Annotated in this window: 22 protein-coding genes and 1 pseudogene; 12 read left to right on the top strand and 11 right to left on the bottom strand. The window is 73.2% G+C overall.

Features of this window, described 5'->3' with window-relative positions; genetic code table 11:
* Positions 1-335 precede the first annotated feature (335 nt).
* A pseudogene (locus ACIBJF_RS15715) lies at positions 336-1,195 on the bottom strand (GTP-binding protein); the annotation flags it as partial.
* 248 nt (positions 1,196-1,443) lie between these two features.
* Here ACIBJF_RS15715 and ACIBJF_RS15710 point away from each other — a divergent pair.
* The 7 genes from ACIBJF_RS15710 to ACIBJF_RS15680 are packed head-to-tail and all read left to right on the top strand — an operon-like array spanning position 1,444 to position 9,126.
* A complete protein-coding gene (locus ACIBJF_RS15710; RefSeq protein WP_399174251.1) occupies positions 1,444-1,935 on the top strand; it encodes a (2Fe-2S)-binding protein in 492 nt (163 codons plus the stop codon).
* The gene (locus ACIBJF_RS15705) at positions 1,932-4,409 is read left to right on the top strand and encodes a xanthine dehydrogenase family protein molybdopterin-binding subunit (RefSeq protein WP_399174250.1); all 2,478 of its coding nucleotides are present in this window, start codon (positions 1,932-1,934) and stop codon (positions 4,407-4,409) included. The genes ACIBJF_RS15710 and ACIBJF_RS15705 overlap by 4 nt, the downstream gene beginning before the upstream one ends.
* Entirely contained in the window at positions 4,406-5,260 is an 855-nt protein-coding gene (locus tag ACIBJF_RS15700) for an FAD binding domain-containing protein (RefSeq protein ID WP_390679982.1), read from the top strand. The genes ACIBJF_RS15705 and ACIBJF_RS15700 overlap by 4 nt, the downstream gene beginning before the upstream one ends.
* 15 nt (positions 5,261-5,275) lie before the next feature.
* Positions 5,276-6,151 carry an AAA family ATPase gene (locus ACIBJF_RS15695; RefSeq protein ID WP_399174249.1) on the top strand — a complete coding sequence of 292 codons (876 nt, stop codon included), beginning with the start codon at positions 5,276-5,278 and terminating at the stop codon, positions 6,149-6,151.
* A 4-nt stretch (positions 6,152-6,155) separates the two neighbouring features.
* Positions 6,156-7,373 (top strand): VWA domain-containing protein, encoded by a 1,218-nt coding sequence (locus ACIBJF_RS15690; protein WP_399174248.1) that lies wholly within the window; start codon positions 6,156-6,158, stop codon positions 7,371-7,373.
* Positions 7,366-8,469, top strand: a complete 1,104-nt coding sequence (locus ACIBJF_RS15685; protein WP_399174266.1) for an XdhC family protein — start codon at positions 7,366-7,368, stop codon at positions 8,467-8,469. Before ACIBJF_RS15690 ends, ACIBJF_RS15685 begins: the two co-directional genes overlap by 8 nt.
* Positions 8,470-8,490: 21 nt before the next feature.
* Positions 8,491-9,126 (top strand): SRPBCC family protein, encoded by a 636-nt coding sequence (locus tag ACIBJF_RS15680; protein WP_399174247.1) that lies wholly within the window; start codon positions 8,491-8,493, stop codon positions 9,124-9,126.
* A gap of 14 nt (positions 9,127-9,140) precedes the next feature.
* Here ACIBJF_RS15680 and ACIBJF_RS15675 read toward each other — a convergent pair whose 3' ends face one another.
* The 5 genes from ACIBJF_RS15675 to ACIBJF_RS15655 are packed head-to-tail and all read right to left on the bottom strand — an operon-like array spanning position 9,141 to position 15,472.
* Positions 9,141-9,731 (bottom strand): GNAT family N-acetyltransferase, encoded by a 591-nt coding sequence (locus tag ACIBJF_RS15675; RefSeq protein ID WP_399174246.1) that lies wholly within the window; start codon positions 9,729-9,731, stop codon positions 9,141-9,143.
* A 23-nt stretch (positions 9,732-9,754) separates the two neighbouring features.
* Positions 9,755-10,255, bottom strand: a complete 501-nt coding sequence (locus ACIBJF_RS15670) for a metallophosphoesterase family protein (RefSeq protein ID WP_399174245.1) — start codon at positions 10,253-10,255, stop codon at positions 9,755-9,757.
* A gap of 9 nt (positions 10,256-10,264) precedes the next feature.
* Positions 10,265-11,275: an SDR family oxidoreductase gene (locus ACIBJF_RS15665; RefSeq protein WP_399174244.1), complete on the bottom strand. Its 1,011-nt coding sequence runs from the start codon at positions 11,273-11,275 to the stop codon at positions 10,265-10,267.
* Between the two features lie 41 nt (positions 11,276-11,316).
* Positions 11,317-12,426 (bottom strand): enolase C-terminal domain-like protein, encoded by a 1,110-nt coding sequence (locus ACIBJF_RS15660; RefSeq protein WP_399174243.1) that lies wholly within the window; start codon positions 12,424-12,426, stop codon positions 11,317-11,319.
* A 10-nt stretch (positions 12,427-12,436) separates the two neighbouring features.
* Positions 12,437-15,472 carry an FAD-binding and (Fe-S)-binding domain-containing protein gene (locus ACIBJF_RS15655; RefSeq protein WP_399174242.1) on the bottom strand — a complete coding sequence of 1,012 codons (3,036 nt, stop codon included), beginning with the start codon at positions 15,470-15,472 and terminating at the stop codon, positions 12,437-12,439.
* A 164-nt stretch (positions 15,473-15,636) separates the two neighbouring features.
* Between ACIBJF_RS15655 and ACIBJF_RS15650 the strand changes: the two genes are divergently transcribed.
* From ACIBJF_RS15650 to rfbC, 5 genes are all read left to right on the top strand, one after another.
* Positions 15,637-16,074 carry a MarR family transcriptional regulator gene (locus ACIBJF_RS15650; RefSeq protein ID WP_356315706.1) on the top strand — a complete coding sequence of 146 codons (438 nt, stop codon included), beginning with the start codon at positions 15,637-15,639 and terminating at the stop codon, positions 16,072-16,074.
* Positions 16,071-17,477 carry an MFS transporter gene (locus ACIBJF_RS15645; RefSeq protein ID WP_399174241.1) on the top strand — a complete coding sequence of 469 codons (1,407 nt, stop codon included), beginning with the start codon at positions 16,071-16,073 and terminating at the stop codon, positions 17,475-17,477. Before ACIBJF_RS15650 ends, ACIBJF_RS15645 begins: the two co-directional genes overlap by 4 nt.
* Before the next feature lie 7 nt (positions 17,478-17,484).
* Complete coding sequence (locus tag ACIBJF_RS15640) at positions 17,485-18,069, top strand: hydrolase (protein WP_399174240.1); 585 nt, start codon at positions 17,485-17,487, stop codon at positions 18,067-18,069.
* Positions 18,070-18,196: 127 nt separating this feature from the next.
* Positions 18,197-20,146, top strand: a complete 1,950-nt coding sequence (locus ACIBJF_RS15635) for a glycosyltransferase family 2 protein (protein ID WP_399174239.1) — start codon at positions 18,197-18,199, stop codon at positions 20,144-20,146.
* Positions 20,147-20,149: 3 nt separating this feature from the next.
* Positions 20,150-20,758: a dTDP-4-dehydrorhamnose 3,5-epimerase gene (gene rfbC, locus ACIBJF_RS15630; RefSeq protein WP_399174238.1), complete on the top strand. Its 609-nt coding sequence runs from the start codon at positions 20,150-20,152 to the stop codon at positions 20,756-20,758.
* On the opposite strand, the gene ACIBJF_RS15625 is transcribed toward rfbC, so the two are convergent.
* The 5 genes from ACIBJF_RS15625 to ACIBJF_RS15605 form a co-directional block, all read right to left on the bottom strand.
* Positions 20,748-21,551: a class I SAM-dependent methyltransferase gene (locus tag ACIBJF_RS15625; RefSeq protein WP_399174237.1), complete on the bottom strand. Its 804-nt coding sequence runs from the start codon at positions 21,549-21,551 to the stop codon at positions 20,748-20,750. The genes rfbC and ACIBJF_RS15625 overlap by 11 nt on opposite strands.
* On the bottom strand, positions 21,548-22,429 hold the full coding sequence (gene rfbD, locus ACIBJF_RS15620) for a dTDP-4-dehydrorhamnose reductase (RefSeq protein ID WP_399174236.1): 882 nt from the start codon (positions 22,427-22,429) through the stop codon (positions 21,548-21,550). The genes ACIBJF_RS15625 and rfbD overlap by 4 nt, the downstream gene beginning before the upstream one ends.
* Entirely contained in the window at positions 22,426-23,397 is a 972-nt protein-coding gene (rfbB, locus tag ACIBJF_RS15615) for a dTDP-glucose 4,6-dehydratase (RefSeq protein WP_399174235.1), read from the bottom strand. Before rfbB ends, rfbD begins: the two co-directional genes overlap by 4 nt.
* Entirely contained in the window at positions 23,394-24,461 is a 1,068-nt protein-coding gene (locus ACIBJF_RS15610; RefSeq protein WP_399174234.1) for a glucose-1-phosphate thymidylyltransferase, read from the bottom strand. Before ACIBJF_RS15610 ends, rfbB begins: the two co-directional genes overlap by 4 nt.
* A gap of 140 nt (positions 24,462-24,601) precedes the next feature.
* Complete coding sequence (locus ACIBJF_RS15605) at positions 24,602-24,790, bottom strand: hypothetical protein (RefSeq protein WP_399174233.1); 189 nt, start codon at positions 24,788-24,790, stop codon at positions 24,602-24,604.
* Between the last annotated feature and the right edge of the window lie 37 nt (positions 24,791-24,827).

Raw genomic sequence — 24,827 nt, 5'->3', positions numbered from 1 at the left:
GCGAGACCGTCGGGGGCACGGTCCTCCACCGGGCCGTCGGCGCCCCGAACCCCCGCAGAACCGCCCCCGCGGCCGTGGGTGACACGGCCCGCGACCCGCACAGCTGCGGCCCGCCCCTCCGCGCGGTCTCCCTCGGCCCGACCGCGCACCGGGCAGTCGATGGCGGGGCCTTGCGCACTGCCATCCGCCGCCGGCCCCCGCGCACGGCGGCGGGCAGCCCGGCCCGCCGCGCCACCTCCCTGTCCCTGCACCGGGCCGTCGCCGCCTCGCCCGTTCCCCTGGCCGCCGGCCGTTCCCCCCTCCAATCGGCGGTCGTCCGCCGGGTCCCCCTCTCCCCCGTCCCCGAAGGGGATCCGGTCGCGGACGTGCAGGGTGCCGGAGAAGATCCGGGCGTAGGCCACCTTCTCGCCCGCCGGGCCGCGTTCGAGCTTGAAGACCGTGGCCGACAGGGGGCCTGCCGGGTCGCCGTCGGCGGTGGGCAGCAGCTGCTCGATGCCGGTGGTCAATTCGGGCACACCCGCTCCGGTGATGGCGGAGCCGAAGTACACCGGATGGACCAGCGCGCGCCGGGTCAGGGCGGCGAGGGCGGTGCGCAGACGGGCGTCGGACACCCCGCCGTCGAGGTAGGCGGCGAGCAGGTCGTCGTCGTGGTCGGCGAGCGCGTCCAGCGCGGCCGGGTGCAGGCCGGGCACGAAGCGGGCGGCACGCGTGCCGAGCCGCGCGGCCCCGCCCATCGGGACGAGCGGTACCGACAGCCTGCGGGCCATCTGATCGAGCACGGCGGAGCCGTCCGCGCCCCGTCGGTCGATCTTGTTCACGAAGATCAGCGTGGGGATCCGCAGCCGGCGCAGGATACGCATCAGCACCCGTGTCTGCGCCTGGACGCCCTCGACGGCCGAGACGACCAGCACGGCGCCGTCGAGCACGCCGAGCACCCGCTCGACCTCGGCGATGAAGTCGGGGTGACGGGGGTGTCGATGAGGTTGACGGTGACGCCGTCGAGCGGGAACGACACGACGGCGGACTTGATGGTGATGCCGCGCTGCCGCTCCAGCGCGAGGGAGTCGGTGGTGGTGCTGCCGGCGTCGACGCTGCCGATCGTGTCGATCACTCCGGCGGTGTGCAGCAGCCGTTCGGTCAGGCTGGTCTTACCGGCGTCGACATGCGCGAGAATTCCGAGATTGAGCAGATGCACTGAGCGTGATGTCCTTCGGCACGGGGCGGATTCCTTCCTGGGTGGACATGCACGCAGCGCGCATCGCTGGTCCTCTCTGTGTGACGACGGGCACCGCGCAGTGCAGCAGACACCGGCACCCCGCAGCAATGGATTAACACTCAACAAAAGCCCGTCGCAGCACTCGCCGTGACCAGAGTGCGGTCGTAGGGTGACCTACATCACGTCCGCTGGCTGAAAATCCCTCTCCCGTACGGTCTGGAGGGCCCATGACCCACATCTCGGTGAACGTGGACGGCACGACGTACGAGGACGACGTGGAACCCCGTCTCCTCCTGGCCCACTACCTGCGCGACCGCCTCGGCCTCACCGGCACCACGATCGGCTGCGACACCTCCAACTGCGGCGCCTGCACGGTCGACCTGGACGGAGCCAGCGTGAAGAGCTGCTCGGTGCTCGCCGTGCAGACGGACGGCTGCTCGGTGACCACGATCCAGGGGCTCGCCAGGGACGGCGAATGGACGGCGCTGCAGCGCGCCTTCCACGAGCAGCACGGTCTGCAGTGCGGCTACTGCACACCGGGCATGATCATGGCCGCCCGCGACCTGCTGAGCGAGAACCCGCACCCCGGCCCGGAGGAGGTCCGCCACGCCCTGGAGGGCAACCTCTGCCGCTGCACCGGTTACCAGAACATCGTCCGCGCGGTGCTCGCCGCGTCCGGGCGAGAGGCCCATGAGGTCGCCGAGGAGGTCACGGCATGACCGACCAGGCCGTCGCACGCGAGGTCGGACGCCGCCGGCTGCGCAAGGAGGACGCCCGGCTGATCACCGGCCAGACCAACTGGACCGACAACATCCAGGTTGCCGGACTGCTGCACCTGGCGATCCTGCGCAGCCCGATGGCCCACGCCCGCCTCACCCGCGTCGACGTCTCCCCCGCGCTCGAACGCCCCGGTGTCGTCGCCGCGTTCACCGGCGCCGACCTCGCGGAGGGGCTGGGCTCGCTGCCCTGCGCCTGGCCGGTGACCGAGGACATCGTGCTGCCGGACCACCCGTCGGTCGCCGTCGACGAGGTCCGCTACGCGGGCGACCCGGTGGCGGTCGTGGTGGCCCGCGACCGGTACGCGGCCGCCGACGCCCTGGAGGCGATCGAGGTCGACTACGACCCGCTGCCCCCGGTCCTCGACCTGGAGGCCGCGCTCGCGGAGGACGCCCCGCTGGTCCACGCCGACAAGGGCACCAACCGCTGCTACACCTGGCCGCTGGCCACCGGCGAGAGCTTCGAGGCGGTACGGGACCGCGCCGAGGTGGTCCTCAAGCGCCGCTACCACCAGCAGCGCCTGATCCCCAACGCGATGGAGCCGCGCGCGGTTGTCGTCACCCCGCTCGCCGCATCCGGCGAGTACACGGTCTACTCGGCGACCCAGATCCCGCACATCCTGCGGATCATGCTGTCCACGGTCACCGGGATCCCCGAGCACAAGCTCCGCGTCATCGCCCCGGACGTCGGCGGCGGCTTCGGCTCCAAACTCCAGGTGTACGGCGAGGAGGCCCTCGCGCTCGCGGTCGCCCGCAAGCTCGGCCGGCCGGTGAAGTGGACGGAGTCCCGCTCCGAGGGCGCGCTCGCCACGCACCACGGCCGCGGCATGATCCAGGACGTCGAGATCGCCGCCACCCGCGAGGGAAAGCTGCTCGGCCTGAAGGTCGACCTGCTCGCCGACATGGGCGCCTACTTGATGCTCGTCACCCCCGGCATCCCGATCCTCGGCGCCTTCATGTACCCGGCGATCTACAAGATGGACGCCTACGACTTCACCTGCACCGGGGTGTTCACCACCCGCACGCCCACCGACGCCTACCGCGGCGCCGGGCGCCCCGAGGCGACCTTCGCCATCGAGCGGATCATGGACGAGCTGGCCGCCGAACTCGGCCTGGATCCGGTGGAGTTGCGGCGCCGGAACTGGATCCGGCACGAGGAGTTCCCGTACACCTCCATCGCCGGACTGACCTACGACAGCGGCAACTACGAGGCGGCCACCGACAAGGCGCTCGCCCTGTTCGGGTACGACGACCTGCGCGCCGAGCAGCACAAGCGCAACGAGCGCGGCGATCCGGTACGACTCGGCATCGGCGTGTCGACGTACACCGAGATGTGCGGGCTCGCGCCGAGCCGGGTGCTGCGCGACCTCAGGTACGGGGCGGGCGGCTGGGAGGCGGCGAGCATCCGCATGCTGCCCACCGGCAAGGTCGAGGTGGTCACCGGCACGAGCCCGCACGGGCAGGGCCACGAGACCTGCTGGAGCCAGATCGCGGCCGACGTGCTCGGCGTGCCCTTCGAGGACGTCGAGGTGCTGCACGGCGACACCAAGGCGGCGCCGCAGGGCATGGACACCTACGGCTCGCGGTCGCTGGCCGTCGGCGGCGAGGCCGTGCACCGGGCCGCGAGGACGGTCGTGGAGAAGGCGCGGAAGGTCGCCGCCCATCTGCTGGAGGCGAGCGAGCAGGACCTGGAGTTCAGCGACGGCGTCTTCTCGGTCAAGGGCTCGCCGGAAGCCCGCAAGACCATCCAGGAGATCGCCTTCGAGACGTTCACCAACCACGACCTGCCCGACGGCGTCGAGCCCACGATCAACGCCGAGCACGTCGTGGACCCGGAGAACTTCTCCTACCCGCACGGCACCCACCTGTGCGCGGTCGAGGTGGACACGGAGACCGGGCGCACGCGCATCCGGTCGTACGTCTGCGTCGACGACGTCGGCCGGGTCGTCAACCCGATGATCGTCGAGGGGCAGGTGCACGGCGGGCTCGCGCAGGGTATCGCGCAGGCGCTGTACGAGGAGGCCGTGTACGACGACGACGGCAACCTGCTGTCGGGCACCATGGCCGACTACCTGCTGCCGTCGGCGGCCGACCTGCCGCACTTCGTCACCGACCGGACGGAGACACCGGCCGCCTCAAACGCCCTCGGTGTCAAGGGCGTGGGCGAGGCGGGGACGATCGCCTCGACACCCGCCGTGGTCAACGCCGTCGTGGACGCGCTCCGGCCGCTCGGGGTGCGGGACGTGCGGATGCCGTGTTCGCCGCACCGGGTGTGGCAGGCGATCCGGGAGGCGCGCTCCGGTACGGCCGGCGGGACCGCCGGGACGGGTCCGGCCCAGTCCGGACAGTCCGGGCAGGTGGCTCAGTCGGGCGAGCTGGGCCAGTACGGTCAGCCCGGTGAGGAGGGTTCGGCATGATTCCCCCCGCGTTCGAGTACACCCGTCCGGACAGCGTGCAGGACGCGGTACGCGCGCTCGCCGACGCGGGCGACGAGGCCAAGGTGCTGGCCGGCGGGCAGAGCCTGGTACCGCTGCTGCGGCTGCGGCTGGCCTTCCCGGAACTGCTCGTGGACGTCGGCCGGATCCCCGAGCTGCGCGGGGTCCGCGAGGACGGTGACTCCCTCGTCATCGGCGCGATGACCACGCACCACGAGGTGGTGCACGACCCGCTGGTGCGCCGGCACGCCGGGCTGCTCGCCCAGGCGACGGCGACGGTGGCCGACCCGGCCGTCCGGCACCGGGGCACCCTCGGCGGCTCGCTCGCCCACGCCGACCCGGCCGGCGACCTGCCCGCCGTGGCGCTCGCCCTGGACGCCGAACTGGTCGTGGCCGGACCCGCCGGGCGGCGCACCATCGCCGCGCGGGACTTCTTCGTTGACTACCTGCAGTCGGCGCTCGCCGAGGACGAACTGCTGCTGGAGGTGCGGGTCCCGAAGACGGACGGCTGGGGCTTCCACTACGAGAAGTTCCATCCGGTCGCCCAGTCGTGGGCCACTGTCGGCGTCGCCGCGCTGGTACGGCGCGACGACGGGCGGATCGTCGAGGCACGCGTCGGGCTCACCAACATGGGAGCGACCCCGCTCAGGGCGACCGCGGCCGAGGAGGCGCTGGCGGGTGCCGACGGCCCGGAGGCCGTGGCCCGGGCCGCCGAGGCGGCGGCGGAAGGGACCCGGCCGGCGCAGGACCTGTCCGCCTCGCCCGAGTACCGGCAGCACCTGGCGCGGGTGCTGACCAGGCGGGCGGTGCTGACCGCCACCGGAATGGGGTGAGCGCCGATCATCGCGATGGACGACCCGGAGCAGGTGCGGGCCCGCCTGGAGGAGACGGGGTACCTCGTCGACGAAGGGCTGGCCGTCACCTGCTTCCTGGCCCTGAGGCTGCACCGGCCGCTGTTCTGCGAGGGCGACGCGGGCGTGGGCAAGACCGCGCTCGCCGCCGCCCTCGCCGAAGCGCTCGGCGCGCCGCTGATCCGGCTGCAGTGCCACGAGGGCATCGACGCCTCGCAGGCCCTGTACGACTGGGACTTCCCGCGCCAGCTGCTGCACCTGCGGGCCGCCGAGGCGGCCGGCGTCACGGACGCGGACCGGCTGGAGAGCGAGCTGTACGACCGCCGCTTCCTGATCGCCCGGCCGCTGTTGCAGGCCGTCCAGACCCAGCCGGCGGTGCTGCTGGTGGACGAGATCGACCGGGCCGACGACGAGTTCGAGGCGTTCCTGCTGGAGCTGCTGTCCGAGTACTCCGTGACCATCCCGGAGCTGGGCACGCTGCGCGCCGAGCACCCGCCGGTCGCCGTGCTGACCTCGAACCGCACCCGCGAGGTGCACGACGCGCTGAAACGCCGGTGCCTCTACCACTGGTTCGACCATCCCTCCTTCGCCCGCGAACTGGCCATCGTGCGCCGTCGGTTGCCCCGGGTGTCGGCGCGGCTTGCCGAGCAGGTGACGGCGCTGGTGCAGGCGCTGCGGGGCGCCGAGCTCCTCAAACCGCCCGGTGTGGCCGAGACCCTGGACTGGGCCGAGGCCCTGGACGCGCTGGGGGCCAGCGAGGTGGACGCGGAGCTGGCGGTGGCGACGCTGGGCTCGGTGCTGAAGTACCGGGAGGACACGGACCGGGCGCGGGGGCTCGATCTCGCGGCGGTCCTCGCGGCCCGGGGCGGGTGACGGCATGGGCACGACCGGGAACGGGACGGGCGGCCCGCGGGCCACGGACGCCGTACGGCACGAGGGGGACGCCGAACACCTCGGGGCCGACGCCGTGCTGCTCGGCTTTGTGCGGGCGCTGCGCGCGGCCGGTGTCGAGGCGAGCACCGAACGGCTGCACGCCTTCCTGCGGGCCGTGGCCGCCCTGCGGCCCCAGGTGCGGGCGGACGTGTACTGGGCGGGGCGGGCGACCCTGTGCGGCGGGCACGACGACCTTGAGCGGTACGAGCGGGTCTTCGCCGCGTACTTCGGGACCGCCGGCGAGCGGGCCCGCCAGCCGGTGCCTGCCGCTGCCCCGCCCCGGCTGGGGCTGGTCGCCCGGGGGGCGCCCACAAAAAGCCGTACGCCGGGCGAGGGCGAACCGCCGGGGCCGCCGGTCGCCGCGCTCGCCAGCTCGGCTGAGGTGCTGCGGCACCGCGACTTCGCCGCGCTCGGCCCCGCCGAACGGGACCAACTGCGCCGGCTGCTCGCCGCGTTCGCCCTCCAGGGGCAGGCGCGCCGCTCGGCGCGGCGCAGGCCCGCCCGGCGCGGCGAGGTCGATCCGCGGCGCACCGTACGGGAGTTGCTGCGGCGGGGCGGGGAACCGGCCCGGCTGCGGCGGCACGCGCGCGTGGAGCGGCCCCGCCGGGTGGTGCTGCTCGTCGATGTGAGCGGCTCGATGGCGCCGTACGCCGACGCGCTACTGCGGTTCGCGCACGCGGCGGTGCGCGCGGGCCGCACCGAGGTGTTCACCATCGGCACCCGGCTGACCCGGGTCACCCGTGAGCTCTCGCACCGGGACCCGGACTGGGCGATGGCGGCCGTCGCGGCGGCCGTGCCCGACTGGCGCGGCGGCACCCGGCTCGGCGAGCTGGTGCGCGAGTTCCTGAACCGCTGGGGGCAGCGCGGGATGGCGCGCGGCGCGATCGTCGTCCTGCTCTCGGACGGCTGGGAGCGCGGCGATCCGGAACTGCTCGGGCAGCAGATGCGCCGGCTGCACGCCCTGGCCCACCAGGTGGTCTGGGCGAACCCCCGCAAGGCCCGCCCCGGTTACGCGCCGCTGGCGGCCGGGATGGCGGCGGCGCTGCCCAGCGTGGACGCCTTCGTCGCGGGGCACAGCCTGGCGGCGCTGGAGCGGCTGGCGGCGGTGGTGCGCGGTGCGCGGTGCGCCGCGGCACCGGTGAGAGGAGCGGATGGTGCGTGAGATCCTGCCGGCGCTGGCGCACTGGCACGCGGCCGGAATGCCGTTCGGGCTGGCCACGGTCGTCGCGGTCAGCCGGAGCGCGCCGCGCGGCCCCGGTGCCGCCATGGCGGTGGGCCCGGACGACGAGGTCGTGGGGAGCGTGTCCGGGGGCTGTGTGGAGGGCGCGGTGTTCGAGCTCGCCCAGGAGGTCGTGGCGAGCGGGGAGGCGCGCCTGGCGACCTTCGGCTACAGCGACGAGGACGCGTTCGCGGTCGGGCTGACCTGCGGCGGCGAGATCACCCTGCTGGTACGGCCGGTGACGCCCGGGTCGGACCCGGCGCTGGGCGCGGTCGCCGCGTCGGTCGCCGGGGGCGAGCCGGTGACCGTGGCCACGGTGGTGGACGGACCGGCGCCGCGCGGCGCCACGCTCGTGGTCTGGCCGGAGCGGGCGGCGGGCACCCTCGGCGCGAGCGGCCTCGACGTCGCCGTCACCGCCGACGCACGGGGCGAACTCGCGCTCGGCGCCTCCGTGCTCAGGCACTACGGGCCGCACGGCGAGCGCCGCGAGGACGCCGTCACCGTCTTCCTGCAGTCCTTCGCGCCGCCGCCGCGCATGCTGGTCTTCGGCGCGATCGACTACGCGGCCGCGGTGGCGCGCATCGGCGACTTCCTCGGCTACCGGGTCACCGTGTGCGACGCCCGCCCGGTCTTCGCCACGCCCAAACGCTTCCCCGCGGCGGTCGAGGTCGTGGTCGACTGGCCGCACCGCTATCTCGCCGGCACGGACACCGACGACCGCACCGTGATCTGCGTCCTCACCCACGACCCGAAGTTCGACGTGCCGCTGCTGGAGGAGGCCTTGCGCCGCCCGGCCGCCTACATCGGCGCGATGGGCAGCCGCAAGACGCACGAGGAGCGCCGCGCACGGCTCACGGAGGCGGGCCTCACCTGGGCCGAACTGTCCAGGCTGCGCTCACCGCTCGGCCTCGACCTGGGGGCCCGTACGCCCGAGGAGGTCGCCGTGTCCGTCGCCGCCGAGATCGTCGCCCTGCGCTGGGGCGGCAGCGGCGCCCCCCTGACCACCACCGCCGGAGCCATCCACCCGCCCGCCGCCTGACCGTTCCGGAAGGAGCCAGTCATGGAACTGCACCACGAGTTCACCGTCCCCGTGCCGGTCGACGACGCCTGGCACGCACTCCTCGACATCGAACGGGTCGCGCCCTGCCTGCCGGGCGCGGTGGTGGAGGACTACGACGGCAAGACCGTGACCGGCTCGGTGAAGGTCAAGGTCGGCCCGGTCACCGTGGCCTACCGGGGCACGGCGGTCTTCGAGGAGCAGGACGAGGCGGCGCACCGGATGGTGCTCGTGGCGAGCGGCCGGGAGACCCGGGGACAGGGCACGGCCCGGGCGACGGTCACCGGCACCCTGACCGAACGCGACGGCGGCACGGCGGTGTCGGTGCGGACCGACCTCACGGTGACCGGCCGCCCCGCGCAGTTCGGGCGCGGGGTGCTGGCGGAGGTCGGCGACCGTCTGGTGGGCCAGTTCGCGTCCTGCCTGGCGGAACGGCTGGCCGAGCGGACGCCGGCACCGACCGCCGAGGAGCAGCCGCAGCAGTGGGAGGAGCCGGAACCACTGGACCTCCTGCGCACGGCTGGGCTCCCGGTGGTCAAGCGAGCAGCGGTCCTCGTGGCGGCGGTCGGCCTGCTGACATGGGTGGCGACAAGGCTGCTGCGGCGCGTGCGAGGAAGGCACACCTCTCGACGCCGGTGAGAGCCGGACGTCACCTACCGGTCACCCTGAACCCGCGCGTGCAGATGCTGGTCGTGCCAGCCGTCGGCGTGCAGCAGGGCACTGCGCTGGGTGCCCTCCAGCCCGTACCCGGCCTTCTCCGCCACCCGGCACGACGCCGGGTTCGCCGTGGAGTGGCACAGCCGCAGCCGATGCAGCCCCAGGTCGTCCAGGGCCCACCGGCCCAGCCGCCGCACCGCCGACACGGCGACCCCGCCACCACGGGCCTCGGGCAGCAGCCAGTAGACGAGTTCGGCGGACCCGCCCGCGAGGTCGACGTCGTTCAGCCCGACGAGCCCGAGGGCCGGGCCGTCCGGCCGGGCCACGGCCCACACGGCGCCGGTCTCCGCCCGCCACCGCTCGTGCATGCGAGCGATCCGCCGCCGGGCCTCGTCGAGGCCGCCGACGGTGAACAGGTTCCACTGCCGGATGGCGGGGTCCTGCCCGGCGGCGAGCAGCGCGCCGGCGTCGTCGGGGCTCCAGGGCCGCAGTTCCGGGCCGCCGGTGGTCAGGGGCAGCACGGGCTGCGGCTGCCGGGCCATGCGGCCTGCCGGTACGACGGCGGGTATACCGGAGTTGTCGATCACGCACGGATGATGGCAGACGCTCCCTACCGCTGCGGCAGCGGGTGCAGGGTGACGTCCGTGAGCGTGCCGTCGGTGAGGGTCGCGGTCAGGTAGGTGCAGTGGGGCTGGCGGCGGCGGTCGGTCGGTGAGCCGGGGTTGAGCAGACGCAGACCGGTCGGGGCGGTGGTGTCCCACGGGATGTGGCTGTGGCCGAAGACGAGGACGTCGAGGTCGGGGAAGCGGGCGGCGCAGCGGGCCTCGCGGCCCTGGGCGGGGCCGGTCTCGTGGACCACGCCGAAGTGCAGGCCGTCCAGTTCGGCGTACGCGACCTCGGGGAGCCGGGCCCGCAGCTCGGGGCCGTCGTTGTTGCCGTAGACCCCGATGAGCCTGCGGCTGCGGCTCTCCAGCAGGTCGAGGGTGGCGGTGTCGACCCAGTCCCCGGCGTGGAACACGACGTCCGCGCACGGGAGTTCGGCCAGCAGCGGCTCGGGGAGCCGTTTGGCGCGCTTGGGCAGATGGGTGTCGGACATGAGCAGCAGGCGCACGCCGTCAGCCTAGGTGGCGCGGGAGGTCAGCCGGCGCAGGCCGCGTGCGGCGCCGAGCAGCGCGGCGCTCGCGCCGAGGGCGGTGGCGGCGGGGTGCCGGGCCAGGGTCTGCTGCCAGGAGCGGGCGTGGGCGCTGTCGTCGAAGGAGCCGTGGGCGCCCTGGTCCTCGCTGGGGTCCTGGTCCACCGGCGCGAAGAGGTTGTCCAGTCCGGCGGGCGGGACGCGGTCGGTCTGCTGGGAGTCGTAGCCGGTGCGGGCGAGGTAGCGGTCGAGCGGGGCCGGGGCGAGCCGGTTGGCCCAGACGGTGGCCACGGTGGCGGCGCCGACGTAGTACTGCTTGCGGCGCGGGTGGTCGGCCGCGTGCACCACGCCCCGGGCGGCGACCTCGGGCTGGTAGATCGGCGGCACCGGCATGGGGTGCCGGGAGAGCCGCGAGCGGACCCACTCGAACTGGGGGGTGTTGACCGCGGGCAGCTGGACGACGGTGACATGGACGTGGCTGCCGCGGTGCAGCAGTTCCGTGCGCAGGGAGGAGGTGAAGCCGTTGATGGCGTGCTTGGCACCGCAGTACGCGGACTGCAGCGGGATCGACCGCTCTCCCAGCGCCGAGCCGACCTGCACGATCGTGCCCCGGTCGCGGGGCAGCATGCGCTTGAGGGCCGAGCGGGTGCCGTTGACGAAGCCGAGGTAGGTGACGTCGGTGATCCGCCGGAACTCCTCGGGGGTGATCTCCTCGAACGGCGCGAACACGGTGGCGAAGGCGCAGTTGATCCACACGTCGACCGGGCCGAACTCCTTCTCCGCGGCCTCGGCGACGGCCTCGACCCGGGCCTGGTCCGCCATGTCGGCCGGCTGGACGAGGGGGCGTCCGCCGAGGGCCGCGACCTCGTCCGCCGCCGCCCGCAGGCCGCCCTCGCCACGCGCGACCAGGACGACGTTCGCGCCGCGCCGGCCGTACAGTCGGGCGGTGGCGCGCCCGATCCCGGCGCTGGCCCCGGTGATGACGACGGTCGAAGGCATGGTCATCTCCCTTTCTCGCACGGGGGTTTCACACGGTGACCTCACTCCACGCGGTACGGCGCGGCACATTCCTCCACGAGGGTCAGCCCCAGTCCGGGTGCCCCGTCGGCGCCGGGCGTGATGCTGCCGCCGCTGGGGTCGAGGACGCCGTCGAAGAAGAGCCGCTCGATGCGGACGTGGTCGTGGAACCACTCCAGGTGGCGGAGGTTGGGCACGGCCGCGGCGGCGTGCGCGTGGGCGTGCGGTGCGCAGTGGCCGGAGACGTCGATCCCGCGTGCCTGGGCGAGCGCGGCGACCCGCAGCCAGACGGTGATGCCGCCGCACCGGGTGACGTCCGCCTGGAGGCAGTCGACGGCCCCGGCGGCCAGCATGTGCTCGAAGTACGGCAGGGTGTAGCCGTACTCGCCGGCGGTGACGTCCATCGGGAGGCGGCCGCGCAGGTCCGCGAGCTGGGTCAGGTGGTCGGAGGAGACCGGTTCCTCGAACCAGGTCACGCCCCGGCCGGCGAGCGCGTCGCCGATGCGCGCGGCCTGTCCGCCGGTGTAGCCGCCGTTGGCGTCGACGTACAGCTCGGCCGCGTCGCCGACGCTCTCCCGTGCGCGGGCGACCCGTTCGAGGTCGCGGTCCTCCCGGCCGCCCCGCGACTCGCCGATCTTGATCTTGACGCGGGGGATGCCCTGATCCTCGGTCCAGCCGCGCAGTTGGCGGTCCTGGCGTGCCGCGTCGTAGGTGGTGAAGCCGCCGCTGCCGTAGACGGGCACGTCGTCGCGGGCGGCGCCGAGCAGGTCCACGAGGGGCAGGCCGAGCAGGCGGGCCTTGAGGTCCCACAGGGCGATGTCGACGGCGGCGATCGCCTGCGCGGCCACGCCGGGCTGTCCGGCGTTGCGCACCGCCCGGCACATGCGTTCGTTTGCGCGCGGTATGTCGAGCGCCGGCAGGCCGGTGACGGTGCCGGCGAGGAGTTCGCGGACGAGGTGGGCGGTGGCGGCCGGGGCGTAGGTGTAGCCGAGGCCGGTGGTATCGCCGCAGCGCACGGTGGCCAGGACGAGGGTGGTCTTGTCCCAGGCGAGGGTGCCGTCGGCCTCGGGGGCGTCGGTGGGCACGGTGTAGACGGCGGTGTCGACGCCGTCGACGGTCGGCCGGTCGCTCACGGATGCCTCCTCACGCCCGCCGCCGCGCCGCGAGCACGGCACCGCCGGCGGCGAGGGCGGTGACGGTCGCCGTCGTCGCCCAGCGCACCGTGCGCGAAGGCTCGGACGGGCGGTCCGCCAGGCGTTCCGGGTGGTCGCTGGGCAGGTTGCCGTCGAGGGCGAGCGCCAGGGCCTCGGCGAGGTGCAGGGCGCGGCGGCCGGTGCCGCCCTCCTCGATCTGGGTACGGCAGCTGAAGCCGTCGGCGAGGATCAGGCTGTCCGGTGCGGCGGCGCGCACGGAGGGCAGGACGCCCAGTTCGGCGACGGCCATGGAGACCTCGTGGTGGCCGCGTTCGAAGCCGAAGTTGCCGGCGAGCCCGCAGCAGCCCTCGTCGAGGACGTCGGCGTCCAGGTGGGCGCGGCGCATCAGTTCCTCGTCGGCGTCGAACTTCATGGTGGCGTGCTGGTGGCAGTGGGTCTGCACGGTCGCCTGCCGGGCGAGCTGCGGTGGTCGCCAGCTGTCGGGGGCGTGGTGGACGAGCTGTTCGGCGAGGGTGCGGACCTGTCCGGCCAGCCGCTGCACGTCCTGGTCGGCGGGCATCAGCTCGGGGGCGTCGGCGCGGAAGACGGCCGTGCAGGAGGGTTCGAGGCCGATGACGGGGGTGCCCGCCTCCAGGTAGGGGCGCAGCACCGTGAGGGTGCGGTTCAACACCTTCTTGGCGACGGGGAGTTGGCCGGTGGAGATCCAGGTCAGGCCGCAGCACACCGGCTCGGTGGGCACGGCGACCCGGAAGCCCGCGTCCTGAAGCACGCGTACCGCCGACTTCGCGATCGCCGGGTGGAAGTAGCTGCTGAAGGTGTCGGGCCACAGGACGACGGTGCGTGGGTCGGCCGGGTCGGGCTGCTCGCGGCCCTGGGCCCGCCACCACTGGACGAAGGACTCCTCGGCGAACACCGGAGCCGGGCGGGCGCCGTCCACGCCGGCCAGCCGCTTGCCCGCGCGGGCGAGGCCGGGCGCGTGCAGCGCGGAGTTGACCAGGGAGGGGGCGATCCGGGAGAGCCGGGCCCAGAGCGGGAGGTAGCCCATGGAGTAGTGCGCGGCGGGGCGCGTCCGGCCCTCGTAGTGGTGGGCGAGGAACTCGGCCTTGAGGGTGGCCATGTCCACGCCGGTCGGGCAGTCGGACTTGCAGCCCTTGCAGGCCAGGCACAGGTCGAGCGCGTCGCGTACGGCGGTGGAGCGCCAGCCGTCCTCGATCGCGGAGTCGGCGTGCCCGCCGAGCATCTCGAACAGCAGCCGGGCCCGGCCGCGGGTGGAGTGCTCCTCCTCCATGGTGGCCCGGTAGGAGGGGCACATCACGCCGCCGGAGTGGCTGCGGCAGTTGCCGATGCCGACGCAGCGCATCACCGCGCGGTTGAAGGAGTGCCCGTCCTCGGGATAGCCGAAGTGGGTCGGGGAGGTGACCGGGCGCCAGCCGGGGCCGAGCCGCAGCTGTCCGTCGACGGGGTTGGGGCGGACGACCTTCCCGGGGTTCATCCGGTCGCGGGGGTCGAAGAGGGCCTTCAGCTCGCCGAAGGCGGTCACCAGCCGCTCGCCGAACATACGGGTGAGCAGTTCGCCGCGGGACTGGCCGTCGCCGTGCTCCCCGGACAGCGAGCCGCCGTAGGAGGCGACGAGGTCGGCGGCGCGCTCCACGAAGCGGCGGAAGTCGGCCACGCCGTGGGCGGTCTTGAGGTCGAAGGGGATGCGGGTGTGCACACAGCCCTGCCCGAAGTGGCCGTACAGGGTCGGGTGGTCGTAACCGAACTCGTCGAACAGGCCCTTCAGGTCGCGCAGATAGTCGCCGAGCCGCTCCGGTGGTACGGCGGAGTCCTCCCAGCCCTCCCAGGTCTCCCGGTCGTCCGGCGGGCGCGCGGTGACGCCGAGTCCGGCCTCGCGGGCCCTGAGCATCTTCTGCTCGCGTTCGGGGTCGTCGGAGAAGGCGACGCTGCGTTCCTTCTCGTCCCGCCCGATGGCCCGCAGCAGGGCGTGCGCCTGCTCGTCGACGTCGTCCTGACTGTCGCCGCTGTACTGCACCATCAGCCAGCTGCCGCCCTCGGGCAGCATGGCGAGCGAGTCGAGGTAGGCGCCCTCCTCGCGCATCAGCTGCGCCATGCGGTGGTCCAGTGCCTCCAGCTGGCTGGGCGAGCAGTGCTCCAGCAGGCGGGGTACGTCGTCGGCGGCGGCGCAGATGTCGTCGTAGCCGAGGACCAGCAGCGACTGGTACGGCGGGACCGGGACGAGGTCGAGTTCGGCGCGCAGGACGGTGACCAGGGTGCTCTCGCTGCCGACGAGCGCCTTGGCCACGTCGAAGCCGTTCTCGGGCAGCAGGGAGTCCAGGTTGTAGCCGGAGACGCGGCGCGGGATCTTGGGGTAGCCGCGGCGGATGTCGGCGAGGTACTCGCCGGCGATGCGCTCGAGGCCGCCGTAGAGCTCGGCGAGCCGGCCGCCCGCGGCGACGATGCGGGCGCGCTCGTCGGGCGGGGTGGGTCCGGTCCAGGTGCGCTGTCCGTCGTAGGTGAGGATCTCCAGGCCCCGGACGTTGTCGACGGTCTTGCCGTAGGCCTGCGCGGAGGCGCCGCAGGAGTTGTTGCCGATCATCCCGCCGAGCGCGCAGTGGCTGTGGGTGGCGGGCTTCGGCCCGAACTGGAGCCGGTACGGGGCGAGTTGGCGGTTGAGTTCGTCCAGCACGATCCCGGGCTCCACCACACAGGTGCGCCGGTCGGGGTCGACGGAGATCAGCCGGGTGCAGTACTTGCTCCAGTCGATCACCACGGCGGTGTTGGTCGACTGTCCGGCCAGACTGGTGCCGCCGCCCCGGGAGAGGACGGGGGCGTCGAAGCGTGCGCACACCGACACGGCCCGCGCGCCCGCCTCCACCGTGCGGGGGACGACGAGGCCCAGGGGGACCTGCCGGTAGTTGGAGCCGTCCGTGGCGTAGGCGCCGCGGCTGCCGGCGTCGAAGCGGACCTCGCCGTCCACCTCGGCACTCAGAGCGGCCTCCAGGCCGGACGTGTCCGGAGGGGTCATCTGCGCTCCCTGGGTTCACCGACGTACTGCGCTGTCCGAGGACCGGCGAGTACCCGGCAATTCGCCAGGCAAAACTGAACAGGAAAACTGAACAGGAAAGCTGAACAGGGGAAACTGGACAGGTTGAACTGGACAGTTTGGACTGTCGGTCCTAGGGTGGTGGCATGGCTGACATCTCCGACTCCGCCGCCCGCGCCGCGCGCGATCTGCGCGTGGTGTTCAGCCGGCTCCGGCGCCGCATCCGCGAGGTCGCGCAGAACACCGACCTCAGCCCGTCCCAGGAGTCGGCGCTCACCCTGGTCGGCAAGCACGGAGCCGCCACGGCCAGCGCACTCGCCGCGGCAGAGGGCGTACGCCCGCAGTCGATGGCGACCACCCTGGCCGCACTGGACCAGCACGGCCTGATCCGGCGCGCCCCCGACCCCGAGGACGGCCGGCGCCAGCTGGTCACCCTGACCGACGCCGGGCGGGCCCGGATCGAGGGCAACCGCCAGGTCCGCGAGGAGTGGCTCGCCCGCGCCTTCCAGGACCGCTACACGGAGGAGGAACGGCAGACCGTCCTGACGGCACTGGAGCTGATGGAACGGCTGTCGCGCCCGTGACATCGAGGCTCACCGGACGCACCGACAAGGCCACCCGCCCCGCCCCCGCCCGATTCGACCGCCGGCTGATCCCGCCGATGCTGTTCGGCTCGGTCCTCAATCCGATCAACTCCTCGATGATCGCCGTGGCGCTGGTGCCGATCGGCGTCGCCTTCGGGGCCCCGCCCGCCGAGACCGCCTGGCTGGTCTCGGCGCTCTATCTGGCCACGGCCGTCGGACAGCCCGTCATCGGCCGCCTGGTGGACATGTACGGCCCGCGCCGGCTCTACCTCGCCGGTACGGCCCTGGTCGGCGTCGCCGGTCTGCTCGGCGCGCTCGCGCCCTCGCTGGGCGCACTCGTCGCGGCGCGGGTCCTTCTGGGCTTCGGGACGTCGGCGGCGTACCCGGCGGCCATGCGGCTGACCCGCAGCGAGGCCGAACGCACCGGGCAGGACAGCCCGGCCGGGGTGCTGGCCGCGCTGGCCGTCGCCAACCAGACGGTGGCAGTCGTCGGGCCCGCGCTCGGCGGCCTGCTGATCGGCCTCGGCGGCTGGCGCGCCGTGTTCACGGTCAACGTGCCGCTCTCGGCGGTCTGCCTGGTGCTCGGCAGCCTGCGGCTGCCCCGGTCCGAGACCCGGCGGCGGGCCGTCGACCTGCCCGGCATGGCCCTGTTCGCGCTGATGTTGGTCGCGCTGATGCTGTTCCTGATGCACCCGCGCGCCGACCGCTGGTACCTGCCCGTGCTGTCGGCCCTCGCCGCCGCCGGATTCGTCCTGCGCGAGCTGCGGGTGCCGGACCCGTTCATCGACCTGCGCGTCCTCGGCGGCAACGGACCGCAGCTCGCCACCTATCTGCGGCAGCTGCTCGCCTACACCACCTCCTACGCCTTCATGTACGGCTACACGCAGTGGCTGGAGCAGGGGCGCGGGCTCGGCGCCTCCACCGCCGGGCTCGTCCTGCTGCCGCTGTCGGTGTCCGCGCTGATCGTGTCCACGCTCACCGGACGCCGGGAGGCGGTGCGCGGCAAGCTGCTCATCGGCTCCGCGCTCCAGGTCGCGGGCTGCGCCCTGCTGCTCCTCGTGCGCGCCGACAGCCCGCTGTGGCTGCTGCTCGCGGTCGGCGCGCTGCTCGGCGTCCCGCAGGGCCTGATCGGCCTGGCCACGCAGAACGCCCTGTACCGGCAGGCCGATCCGGAGCGGATCGCCTCCGCGGCCGGACTGCTGCGGACCTTCATGTACCTCGGCGCGCTGGGCTCGTCCGCCGCCACTGCGGCGTTCTACCCGCACCGCGCCGACACGGCCGGGCTGCACGGCCTGGCCCTGTTCATGCTCGCCGGCTCCGCCCTGCTGCTGGCGACGACCCTGCCGGACCGCTCCCTGGGCCGGCTCGGCACCACCACCCCCCGAACCAGCGGAAAGGCCTGACCGACTCATGTCGCTCACCACGCTCGACCCCCGTACCGCCCTCGTCGCGATCGACCTGCAGAACGGCATCGTGGCCATGCCCGTCCAGCCGCACGCGGCCTCGGACGTCGTCTCCCGCACGGCCGAACTGGCCGAGGCCTTCCGGTCCCGGGACCTTCCCGTGGTCCTGGTCCGCGTCTCCTTCGCCGCCGACGGCGCCGACGCCGTCCCCGGCCGCACCGAACGCCAGGCGCGCGGCCTGTCCTTCCCCGAGGGCTGGGACATCGTCGTCGAGGAGCTGTCCGGCCACCCCGGCGACATCCCCGTCACCAAGCACAACTGGAGCGCCTTCCACGGCACCGACCTGGACGTCCAGCTGCGCCGCCGCGGCATCACCCAGATCGTGCTGACCGGCATCGCCACCAGCATCGGCGTGGAGTCCACCGCCCGCGACGCCTACGCCCACGGCTACCACGTCACCCTCGCCACCGACGCGATGGCCGACGCCGACGCCGAGGCGCACGCGAACAGCGTCGAGCGGATCTTCCCGCGGCTCGGCGAGAGCGGTATGACCGCCGAGATCCTGGAGCTGCTCGCCAAGACCCACGCCTGACCCGGCCGGTCCGGCCCCTTGCCGTGGGGGTGCCCGCACCTCCGCGCGAGGGGCCGGGTTAGCATTCGGCCACGCCCACCCGTGCCACCGAGGCAACGGGAAGCGAACAGAGGGGGCTTGGAGCCGGATGCCGGTCAAGGTCAGCGTCATCGTCCCCGTGTACAACCCGGGGCCGTACATCGAGGACTGCATCGCCTCGCTGCTGCGCCAGTCGCTGCCTCCCGACGCCTACGAAGTGATCTTCGTGGACGACGGCTCCACCGACGCCACCCCGGCCCGGCTGGACGCGCTCGCCGCCGAGCACCCGCACATACGCGTCATCCACCAGGAGAACTCCGGCTGGTCCGGCAAGCCCCGCAACGTGGGCATCGAGGCCTCGCACGGCGAGTTCGTGATGTTCGTCGACAACGACGACCGGCTCGGCGACGAGGCCCTGGAGCGGATGTACGACTACGGGGTCGCCAACAAGGCGGATGTGATCGTCGGCAAGATGGCCGGAAAGGGCCGGCCGGTGCCGGTGGAGCTGTTCCGCCGCAACCATCCGCACGCCACGGTCGCGAACGCCCCCCTGATCGACAGCCTCACCCCGCACAAGATGCTCCGGCGCTCCTTCCTGGACCGCACCGGCCTGCGCTTCCCGGAGGGCCGGCGGCGCCTGGAGGACCACGTCTTCATCACCGAGGCCTATCTGCGCGCGGACAACGTCTCGGTGCTCAGCGACTACGTCTGCTACTACCACCTCAAACGCGACGACGCCTCCAACGCCGGATTCCAGCGCTTCGACCCGGCCGGCTACTTCCACAACCTCCGCGAGGCCCTCGACGTGGTCGAGCGGTACACCGAGCCGGGCCCGCTGCGCGACAGGCTGCTGCGCCGCTGGCTGCGGGTGGAGATGGTCGAGCGGATGAGCGGCCGCCGGCTGCTGGCGATGCCGGACGACTACCGGCGTGAGCTGTTCAAGGAGATGCACGCGGTCGTCGTCGAGCGCTTCGGTCCCGGGGTCTCCCCCGGGCTGCGCCCCGGCCAGCGCGTCGTCGCCGCGCTGATCCACGAGGACCGCTACGACGACCTGGTCGCCTACGCCGAGTGGGAGGCCGGGGTGCGGCCCCGCGCCGTCCCGGCCGGCGTCGCCTGGCGCGACGGCACCCTGCGCATCGACCTCACCGCCGAGTACACCACCGCGCAGGGCGAGCTGACCGTCCCGGCGAACGCCCCCGCGCCCCCGGCGGACGGCGCGCCCCGCGATCTCGCCGAGGCCGCGTCCTGGCTGGCCGCGGCCGCCGGGGACGGTTTCGACACCGCCACCGTCGACCTGATCGTGCGCGACCGGGAAAGCGCGGCCTCCTTCTTCCAGCCGGTGGAGGTCACCCGGGAACGGCTCCCGGCCGAGGACGGCGGCACCCGGCTGGTGCTGCGCGCCACGGCCACCGTCGACCCCGCCGAAGCGGCCGGCGGCGACCCGCTGCACGGCGGCCTGTGGGACCTGTACGTGCGGGTCGGGCTGGGCGGCTGGACCAAGGAGTGCCGGCTGGGACCCGCCCCGGCGCGGGGGTCCGCGCTGCCGCCGGCCGGGATCGTCGCGGACCGGGTCGTCCTGCCGTACTGGACGAAGCAGTACCGCAACCTGTCCCTGGACGTGGACCGCGCCGCCAAGTCCCTAGGACTGCACCGGCTCACCCCGGCGGACGCGGCGGTCTCCGACGCCGAGACGCTGACCGTCGCGCTGCCGCTGTACGTCTCCGACCGCACGCAGGCGACGCTCCGCCTGGCCGGCGCCTCCGGCCGGACGGTGGACCGGCCGGCCGTGCTCACGCCCGCCGACGGGGTCCACGCGCTGCTGGCGGCCGATCTGCCGCTGCGCGAGCTGCGGAACGCCCTGTGGCGCACCGAACTACGCCTGGCCGGCGGACGGGCCCTGAAGCTGCCCCTGCTGCTGCGGGTGGGCCGCACGCACGGCGCCGTCGAGGTGGTCCGCCCGTCGCCGCCCGGTATGCTGCGCCGGCTGCTGCGCAGGGCACGGCGCCTGCTCGGCGAGCTGCTGGGAACACGGACGACCACGACGACACGGAAGGCATGAGGCGTGCGGCAACTGGGGATTGGCGACGCCTGGGTGCTGGAGCCCCAGGTGTTCCCGGACGACCGGGGCAGCTTCCACGAGTGGTACCGGGGCGCGGAGTTCCGCGAGGCCACCGGCCATGACCTCGGCCTCGCCCAGGCCAACTGCTCGGTGTCCCGGCGGGGCGTGCTGCGCGGCATCCACTTCGCGGACGTGCCGCCCGGCCAGGCCAAGTACGTGACGTGTGTGCGCGGAGCCGTCCTCGACGTGGTCGTGGACATCCGCGTCGGCTCCCCCACCTACGCGCGGTGGGAGGCCGTACGGCTGGACGAGGACACCCGGCGCGCGGTGTTCCTCGCCGAGGGGCTCGGGCACGCCTTCATGGCGCTCACCGACGACGCGACGGTGGTGTACCTGTGCTCGACCGGGTACGCGCCGAAGCGCGAGCACGGGGTGCATCCGCTCGATCCGGCGCTGGGCATCGCCTGGCCGGAGGGCATCGAGCCGGTGCTGTCGCCGAAGGACGCCGAGGCGCCCTCGCTGGCCGAGGCGGAGCGGTCCGGGCTGCTGCCCACGTACGCGGACTGCTCCGCCCACTACCAGCGACTGCGCTCAGGGGAGTTCAGCGGCTGACGGCGTACGGGGCCAGCGCGCGGCGCAGCGGCTCCCAGCCACGGGCGCGCCTGGTGCCCCGGTTGCGGGCCGCGACCAGCGCCTTCCAGAAGCCGGCGGCGAGGAACTCCTCGGGCTTGACGGCCGTGGTGCGCCCCAGGACGGACTCGGGGACCTTCTGCGGGTCGGGTACCTCGAACTCCGCGATGATCTCGTCGTACTTGTCCTGGAGGACGGTGTTCTCCGGGTCGGCGCCGAAGACCACCAGCTGGCCGGTGGGCGCGGTGTCGGCCAGGACCGTGACGAGGTCGGGGCGGTGGCGGTTGAGGATCTCGATCAGCTTGTAGACGTCGCCGGTCCAGGCGTCGGTGTGCCGGTCACGGGCGGCCTCGTCGACGTTGCGCGGCAGCATGTCGTCGAAGACGATCACGCTGGCCCAGTCGGAGTGCTTCTCGATGTTGATGAAGTCGCGCAGCGCGTACTCGAACAGGTGCATGCCGTCGATGAACGACAGGTCCAGGGTGGTGCGCCGCCAGTAGCCGAACGGGCTGCGGTTGCGGGCGAGGTTGCGCAACGGGTGACGGCCGCCGCGCAGATGCGCGAGGGGGTTCTCGCGAGCGAAGAAGTCGTCGCTCGTCGCCTTCGCCAGGTGCACGTCGCAGCGTATCTCCGTGACCACCTTGAACGCGGGGTCGATCGCGATGCTGGGTACCCGGGACAGTGTCAGACTGCGGCCGTCGTTGACGCCGATCTCCAGGTAGTTGCGGTTCGCGCTGACCTTGTGGAGTTCCCGCAGGAACTCGTGCCGTTTCACTGTGACATCTCCTTGCGGATGTGGGGCAGTGCTTCGTGCAGGGCGGACCGCCAGTCTCTGAGCGGTGCCAGACCGGCCGCCCGCCACCGTTCGTGGCCGAGGGCGCTGTAGGCGGGCCGGGGCGCGGGCCGGACGAAGGCCCGGCTGTCGGTGCGGCGCACCCGGTCCGGGTCGGCGCCGGCCAGCCGGAACGCCTCGCGCGCCAGCTCGTACCAGCTGGCCTCGCCGGAGGCGGTGGCGTGGAAGACACCGTGCGCGCCCGTGTCGGGGGAGATCCTGGGACCGAGGTCGGCGATCCGGGCGGCCACGTCCGCGCTCCAGGTGGGCTGCCCGCGCTGGTCGTCGACGACGTCGACGGTGTCGCGGGTCGCCTCCAGCTCCAGCATGGTGCGGACGAAGTTCCGGCCGTGCACGCCGTACAGCCAGGCCGTGCGCACCACGGCGGATCTGCCGGGGAGTTCGGCGAGTACGGCCTGCTCCCCGGCGAGCTTGGTGCGGCCGTAGGCGGTGCGCGGAGCCGGCGGATGGTCCTCGGGGTAGGGGGAGGTCCGGGTCTCGCCGGAGAAGACGTAGTCGGTGGAGACGTGGATCAGGCGGGCGCCGCGCGCGGCGCAGGCGCGGGCGAGCAGCCGGGGCCCCTCGCCGTTGACGAGCAGCGCGCGTTCCTCGTCGGCCTCCGCGGCGTCCACGGCCGTGTAGGCGGCGCAGTTGACCACGATGTCCGGCCGGTGCTCGGCCAACGCCTTTCGCACGGTGGCCGGTTCGGTGATGTCGAGGGCGGCGCGGCCGAGGCCCGTGACCTCCTCGCCGCGCCCGCGCAGTTCGCGCACGGTGTCGTGGCCGAGCATGCCGCCCGCTCCGGTGACCAGCCACCTCATCGCGCGCTCCGCCGCTTCAGCGGCTCCCACCAGTCCCGGTGGTCGCGGTACCAGGCGACGGTCTCGGCGAGCCCGGCGGTGAAGTCGCGGCGCGGGCGGTAGCCGAGCTCGTCGCGGGCCTTGCTCCAGTCCACCGAGTAGCGCAGGTCGTGACCCTTGCGGTCGGTGACGTACTCCACCCGGTCCCAGCCGGCGCCGCACGCGTCGAGGAGCAGTCCGGTCAGCTCCTTGTTGCTCAGCTCGGTGCCGCCGCCGATGTTGTAGACCTCGCCGGGGCGGCCCTTGGTGCGCACGAGGTCGATGCCGTGGCAGTGGTCGTCGACGTGCAGCCAGTCGCGGACGTTGCGGCCGTCGCCGTACAGCGGGACGTTCAGGCCGTCGAGGAGGTTGGTGACGAAGAGCGGGATGACCTTCTCGGGGAACTGGTGGGGGCCGTAGTTGTTGGAGCAGCGGGTGACCCGGACGTCCAGGCCGTGGGTGCGGTGGTACGCCAGCGCCAGCAGGTCGGAGGAGGCCTTGGAGGCGGAGTACGGCGAGTTGGGCGCGAGCGGGTGCTCCTCCGGCCAGGAGCCGGTGTCGATGGAGCCGTAGACCTCGTCGGTGGAGATGTGCACGAACGGGCCCGTGCCGTGTCTGAGGGCCGCGTCCAGCAGGGTGTGGGTGCCGAGGACGTTGGTGCGGACGAACTCCCCCGCGCCCTCGATGGACCGGTCGACGTGCGACTCGGCGGCGAAGTGCACGACCTGGTCGGCTTCGGCCATCAGCTTGTCGACGAGGGCGGCGTCGCAGATGTCGCCCTGCACGAAGTCCAGCCGGGGGTGGCCGGAGGGGAGGTTGGCGAGCGTGCCGGCGTAGGTGAGCTTGTCCAGCACGGTGAGGCGGGGCGCGTCGGGCGATTCGTCGGCGAGGAGCATGCGGACGTAAGCGGAGCCGATGAACCCGGCGGCGCCGGTGACGAGGAGGTTCATGAACGGATCTGCACCTTGCTGTGGTCTCCGAGGACGAGTCGGTGGGCACTGGGTACTCCGGCCGCCGGGGTGACCTCGACGTGCCGGCCGATCAGCGAGGACTCGATCCGGCCCACCCCGGTGATGGAGGAGTCCCGCAGAACGATGGAGAACTCCAGCTCGCTGTCGACGATCCGGCAGTTCTCCGCTATGGAGGTGTAGGGGCCGATGTAGGAATCGCCGACCACGGTACCGGCGCCGACGACGGCCGGGCCGACGATCCGGGAATTGGTGATCTTCGCGCCTTCCTCGACGACCACCCGGCCGACGGTCTCGGAGGCGTCGTCCACCTCGCCGTCGATGCGCCGCTCCAGGCGCTCCAGGACGGTCCGGTTGACCTCCAGCATGTCGCCGACGTTCCCGGTGTCCTTCCAGTAGCCGCCGATGACGGTCGACCGCACGTCGGCGCGCGCGTCGATGAGGTGCTGGATGGCGTGGGTGATCTCCAGCTCGCCCCGCCAGGACGGCTGCACGGCGCGTACGGCCTCGTGGACGGCGGGGGTGAAGAGGTAGACGCCGACCAGGGCCAGGTCGCTCTTGGGGTGCTCGGGTTTCTCCTCCAGGCCGATCACCTGACCGGACGCGTCGAGTTCGGCGACTCCGAAGGCGCGCGGGTCCGGAACGCGCGTGAGCAGGATCTGCGCGTCGGGCCGGTTAGCGCGGAACTCCTCGACCAGCGAGCGGATCCCGCCGACGATGAAGTTGTCGCCGAGGTACATCACGAAGTCCTCGTCGCCGAGGAAGTCCCGTGCGACGAGGACGGCGTGCGCGAGGCCGAGGGGGCGCTCCTGGTGGATGTAGGTGACGTCCAGGCCGAACTTCGAGCCGTCGCCGACGGCTTGCTCGATCTCCGCCGCGGTGTCCCCGACGACGATGCCCACCTCGGTGATGCCGGCTTCGGCGATCGATTCCAGGCCGTAGAACAGCACAGGCTTGTTGGCCACCGGTACCAGCTGTTTCGCCGAGGTGTGCGTGATCGGCCGCAGCCGGGTGCCGGAGCCGCCGGAGAGCACCAGAGCCTTCATTCGCCACACCCTAACGGCGATCGTCCGGATCGGACCTTTGTTTGTATGATCGGATTCTTGCGACGGTGTGGCTCTGGTGTCGACGGAACGTTACCGCAGCGGTGTCCCGCCGCTTTTCGAGGCGGGGTTGCCCGGTTCGCTCAGTCCTCGCCCCGCACGATGTTGTCGTCCTGCGCTGTGGCCTGCCGCTGCTCGGATCCGCGCTCCAGGACGGCGGGGAGACAGGTGCGCACTCCCCGGTCACGCCGCCGGAGGGCTTTCGCCCAGCCGGTCTCGGCGTGGGGCAGGGGGGCGGGCTTGTCACTGGCATGCGGGGTCACGGCGACCATCTTCCTTCTGCGTTCCTACGCCGGCCGGGACCGGTCC

Source organism: Streptomyces sp. NPDC050743, from assembly GCF_044456925.1.
Classification (GTDB): Bacteria; Actinomycetota; Actinomycetes; order Streptomycetales; family Streptomycetaceae; genus Streptomyces.
Note: the sequence above shows the minus strand (reverse complement) of the source record. Positions and strands in the feature narration are given on the sequence as shown.

What these genes read in the sequence shown, in the direction of transcription:
- ACIBJF_RS15650 (WP_356315706.1), top strand. Translation starts at nt 15,637, where the DNA reads ATGGCTGACATCTCCGACTCCGCCGCCCGCGCCGCGCGCGATCTGCGC.
- ACIBJF_RS15695 (WP_399174249.1), top strand. Translation starts at nt 5,276, where the DNA reads ATGGACGACCCGGAGCAGGTGCGGGCCCGCCTGGAGGAGACGGGGTAC.
- ACIBJF_RS15610 (WP_399174234.1), bottom strand. Translation starts at nt 24,461, where the DNA reads ATGAAGGCTCTGGTGCTCTCCGGCGGCTCCGGCACCCGGCTGCGGCCG.
- ACIBJF_RS15690 (WP_399174248.1), top strand. Translation starts at nt 6,156, where the DNA reads ATGGGCACGACCGGGAACGGGACGGGCGGCCCGCGGGCCACGGACGCC.
- ACIBJF_RS15640 (WP_399174240.1), top strand. Translation starts at nt 17,485, where the DNA reads ATGTCGCTCACCACGCTCGACCCCCGTACCGCCCTCGTCGCGATCGAC.
- ACIBJF_RS15665 (WP_399174244.1), bottom strand. Translation starts at nt 11,275, where the DNA reads ATGCCTTCGACCGTCGTCATCACCGGGGCCAGCGCCGGGATCGGGCGC.
- ACIBJF_RS15655 (WP_399174242.1), bottom strand. Translation starts at nt 15,472, where the DNA reads ATGACCCCTCCGGACACGTCCGGCCTGGAGGCCGCTCTGAGTGCCGAG.
- ACIBJF_RS15680 (WP_399174247.1), top strand. Translation starts at nt 8,491, where the DNA reads ATGGAACTGCACCACGAGTTCACCGTCCCCGTGCCGGTCGACGACGCC.
- ACIBJF_RS15635 (WP_399174239.1), top strand. Translation starts at nt 18,197, where the DNA reads ATGCCGGTCAAGGTCAGCGTCATCGTCCCCGTGTACAACCCGGGGCCG.
- ACIBJF_RS15700 (WP_390679982.1), top strand. Translation starts at nt 4,406, where the DNA reads ATGATTCCCCCCGCGTTCGAGTACACCCGTCCGGACAGCGTGCAGGAC.
- rfbD (WP_399174236.1), bottom strand. Translation starts at nt 22,429, where the DNA reads ATGAGGTGGCTGGTCACCGGAGCGGGCGGCATGCTCGGCCACGACACC.
- ACIBJF_RS15605 (WP_399174233.1), bottom strand. Translation starts at nt 24,790, where the DNA reads ATGGTCGCCGTGACCCCGCATGCCAGTGACAAGCCCGCCCCCCTGCCC.
- rfbB (WP_399174235.1), bottom strand. Translation starts at nt 23,397, where the DNA reads ATGAACCTCCTCGTCACCGGCGCCGCCGGGTTCATCGGCTCCGCTTAC.
- ACIBJF_RS15710 (WP_399174251.1), top strand. Translation starts at nt 1,444, where the DNA reads ATGACCCACATCTCGGTGAACGTGGACGGCACGACGTACGAGGACGAC.
- ACIBJF_RS15705 (WP_399174250.1), top strand. Translation starts at nt 1,932, where the DNA reads ATGACCGACCAGGCCGTCGCACGCGAGGTCGGACGCCGCCGGCTGCGC.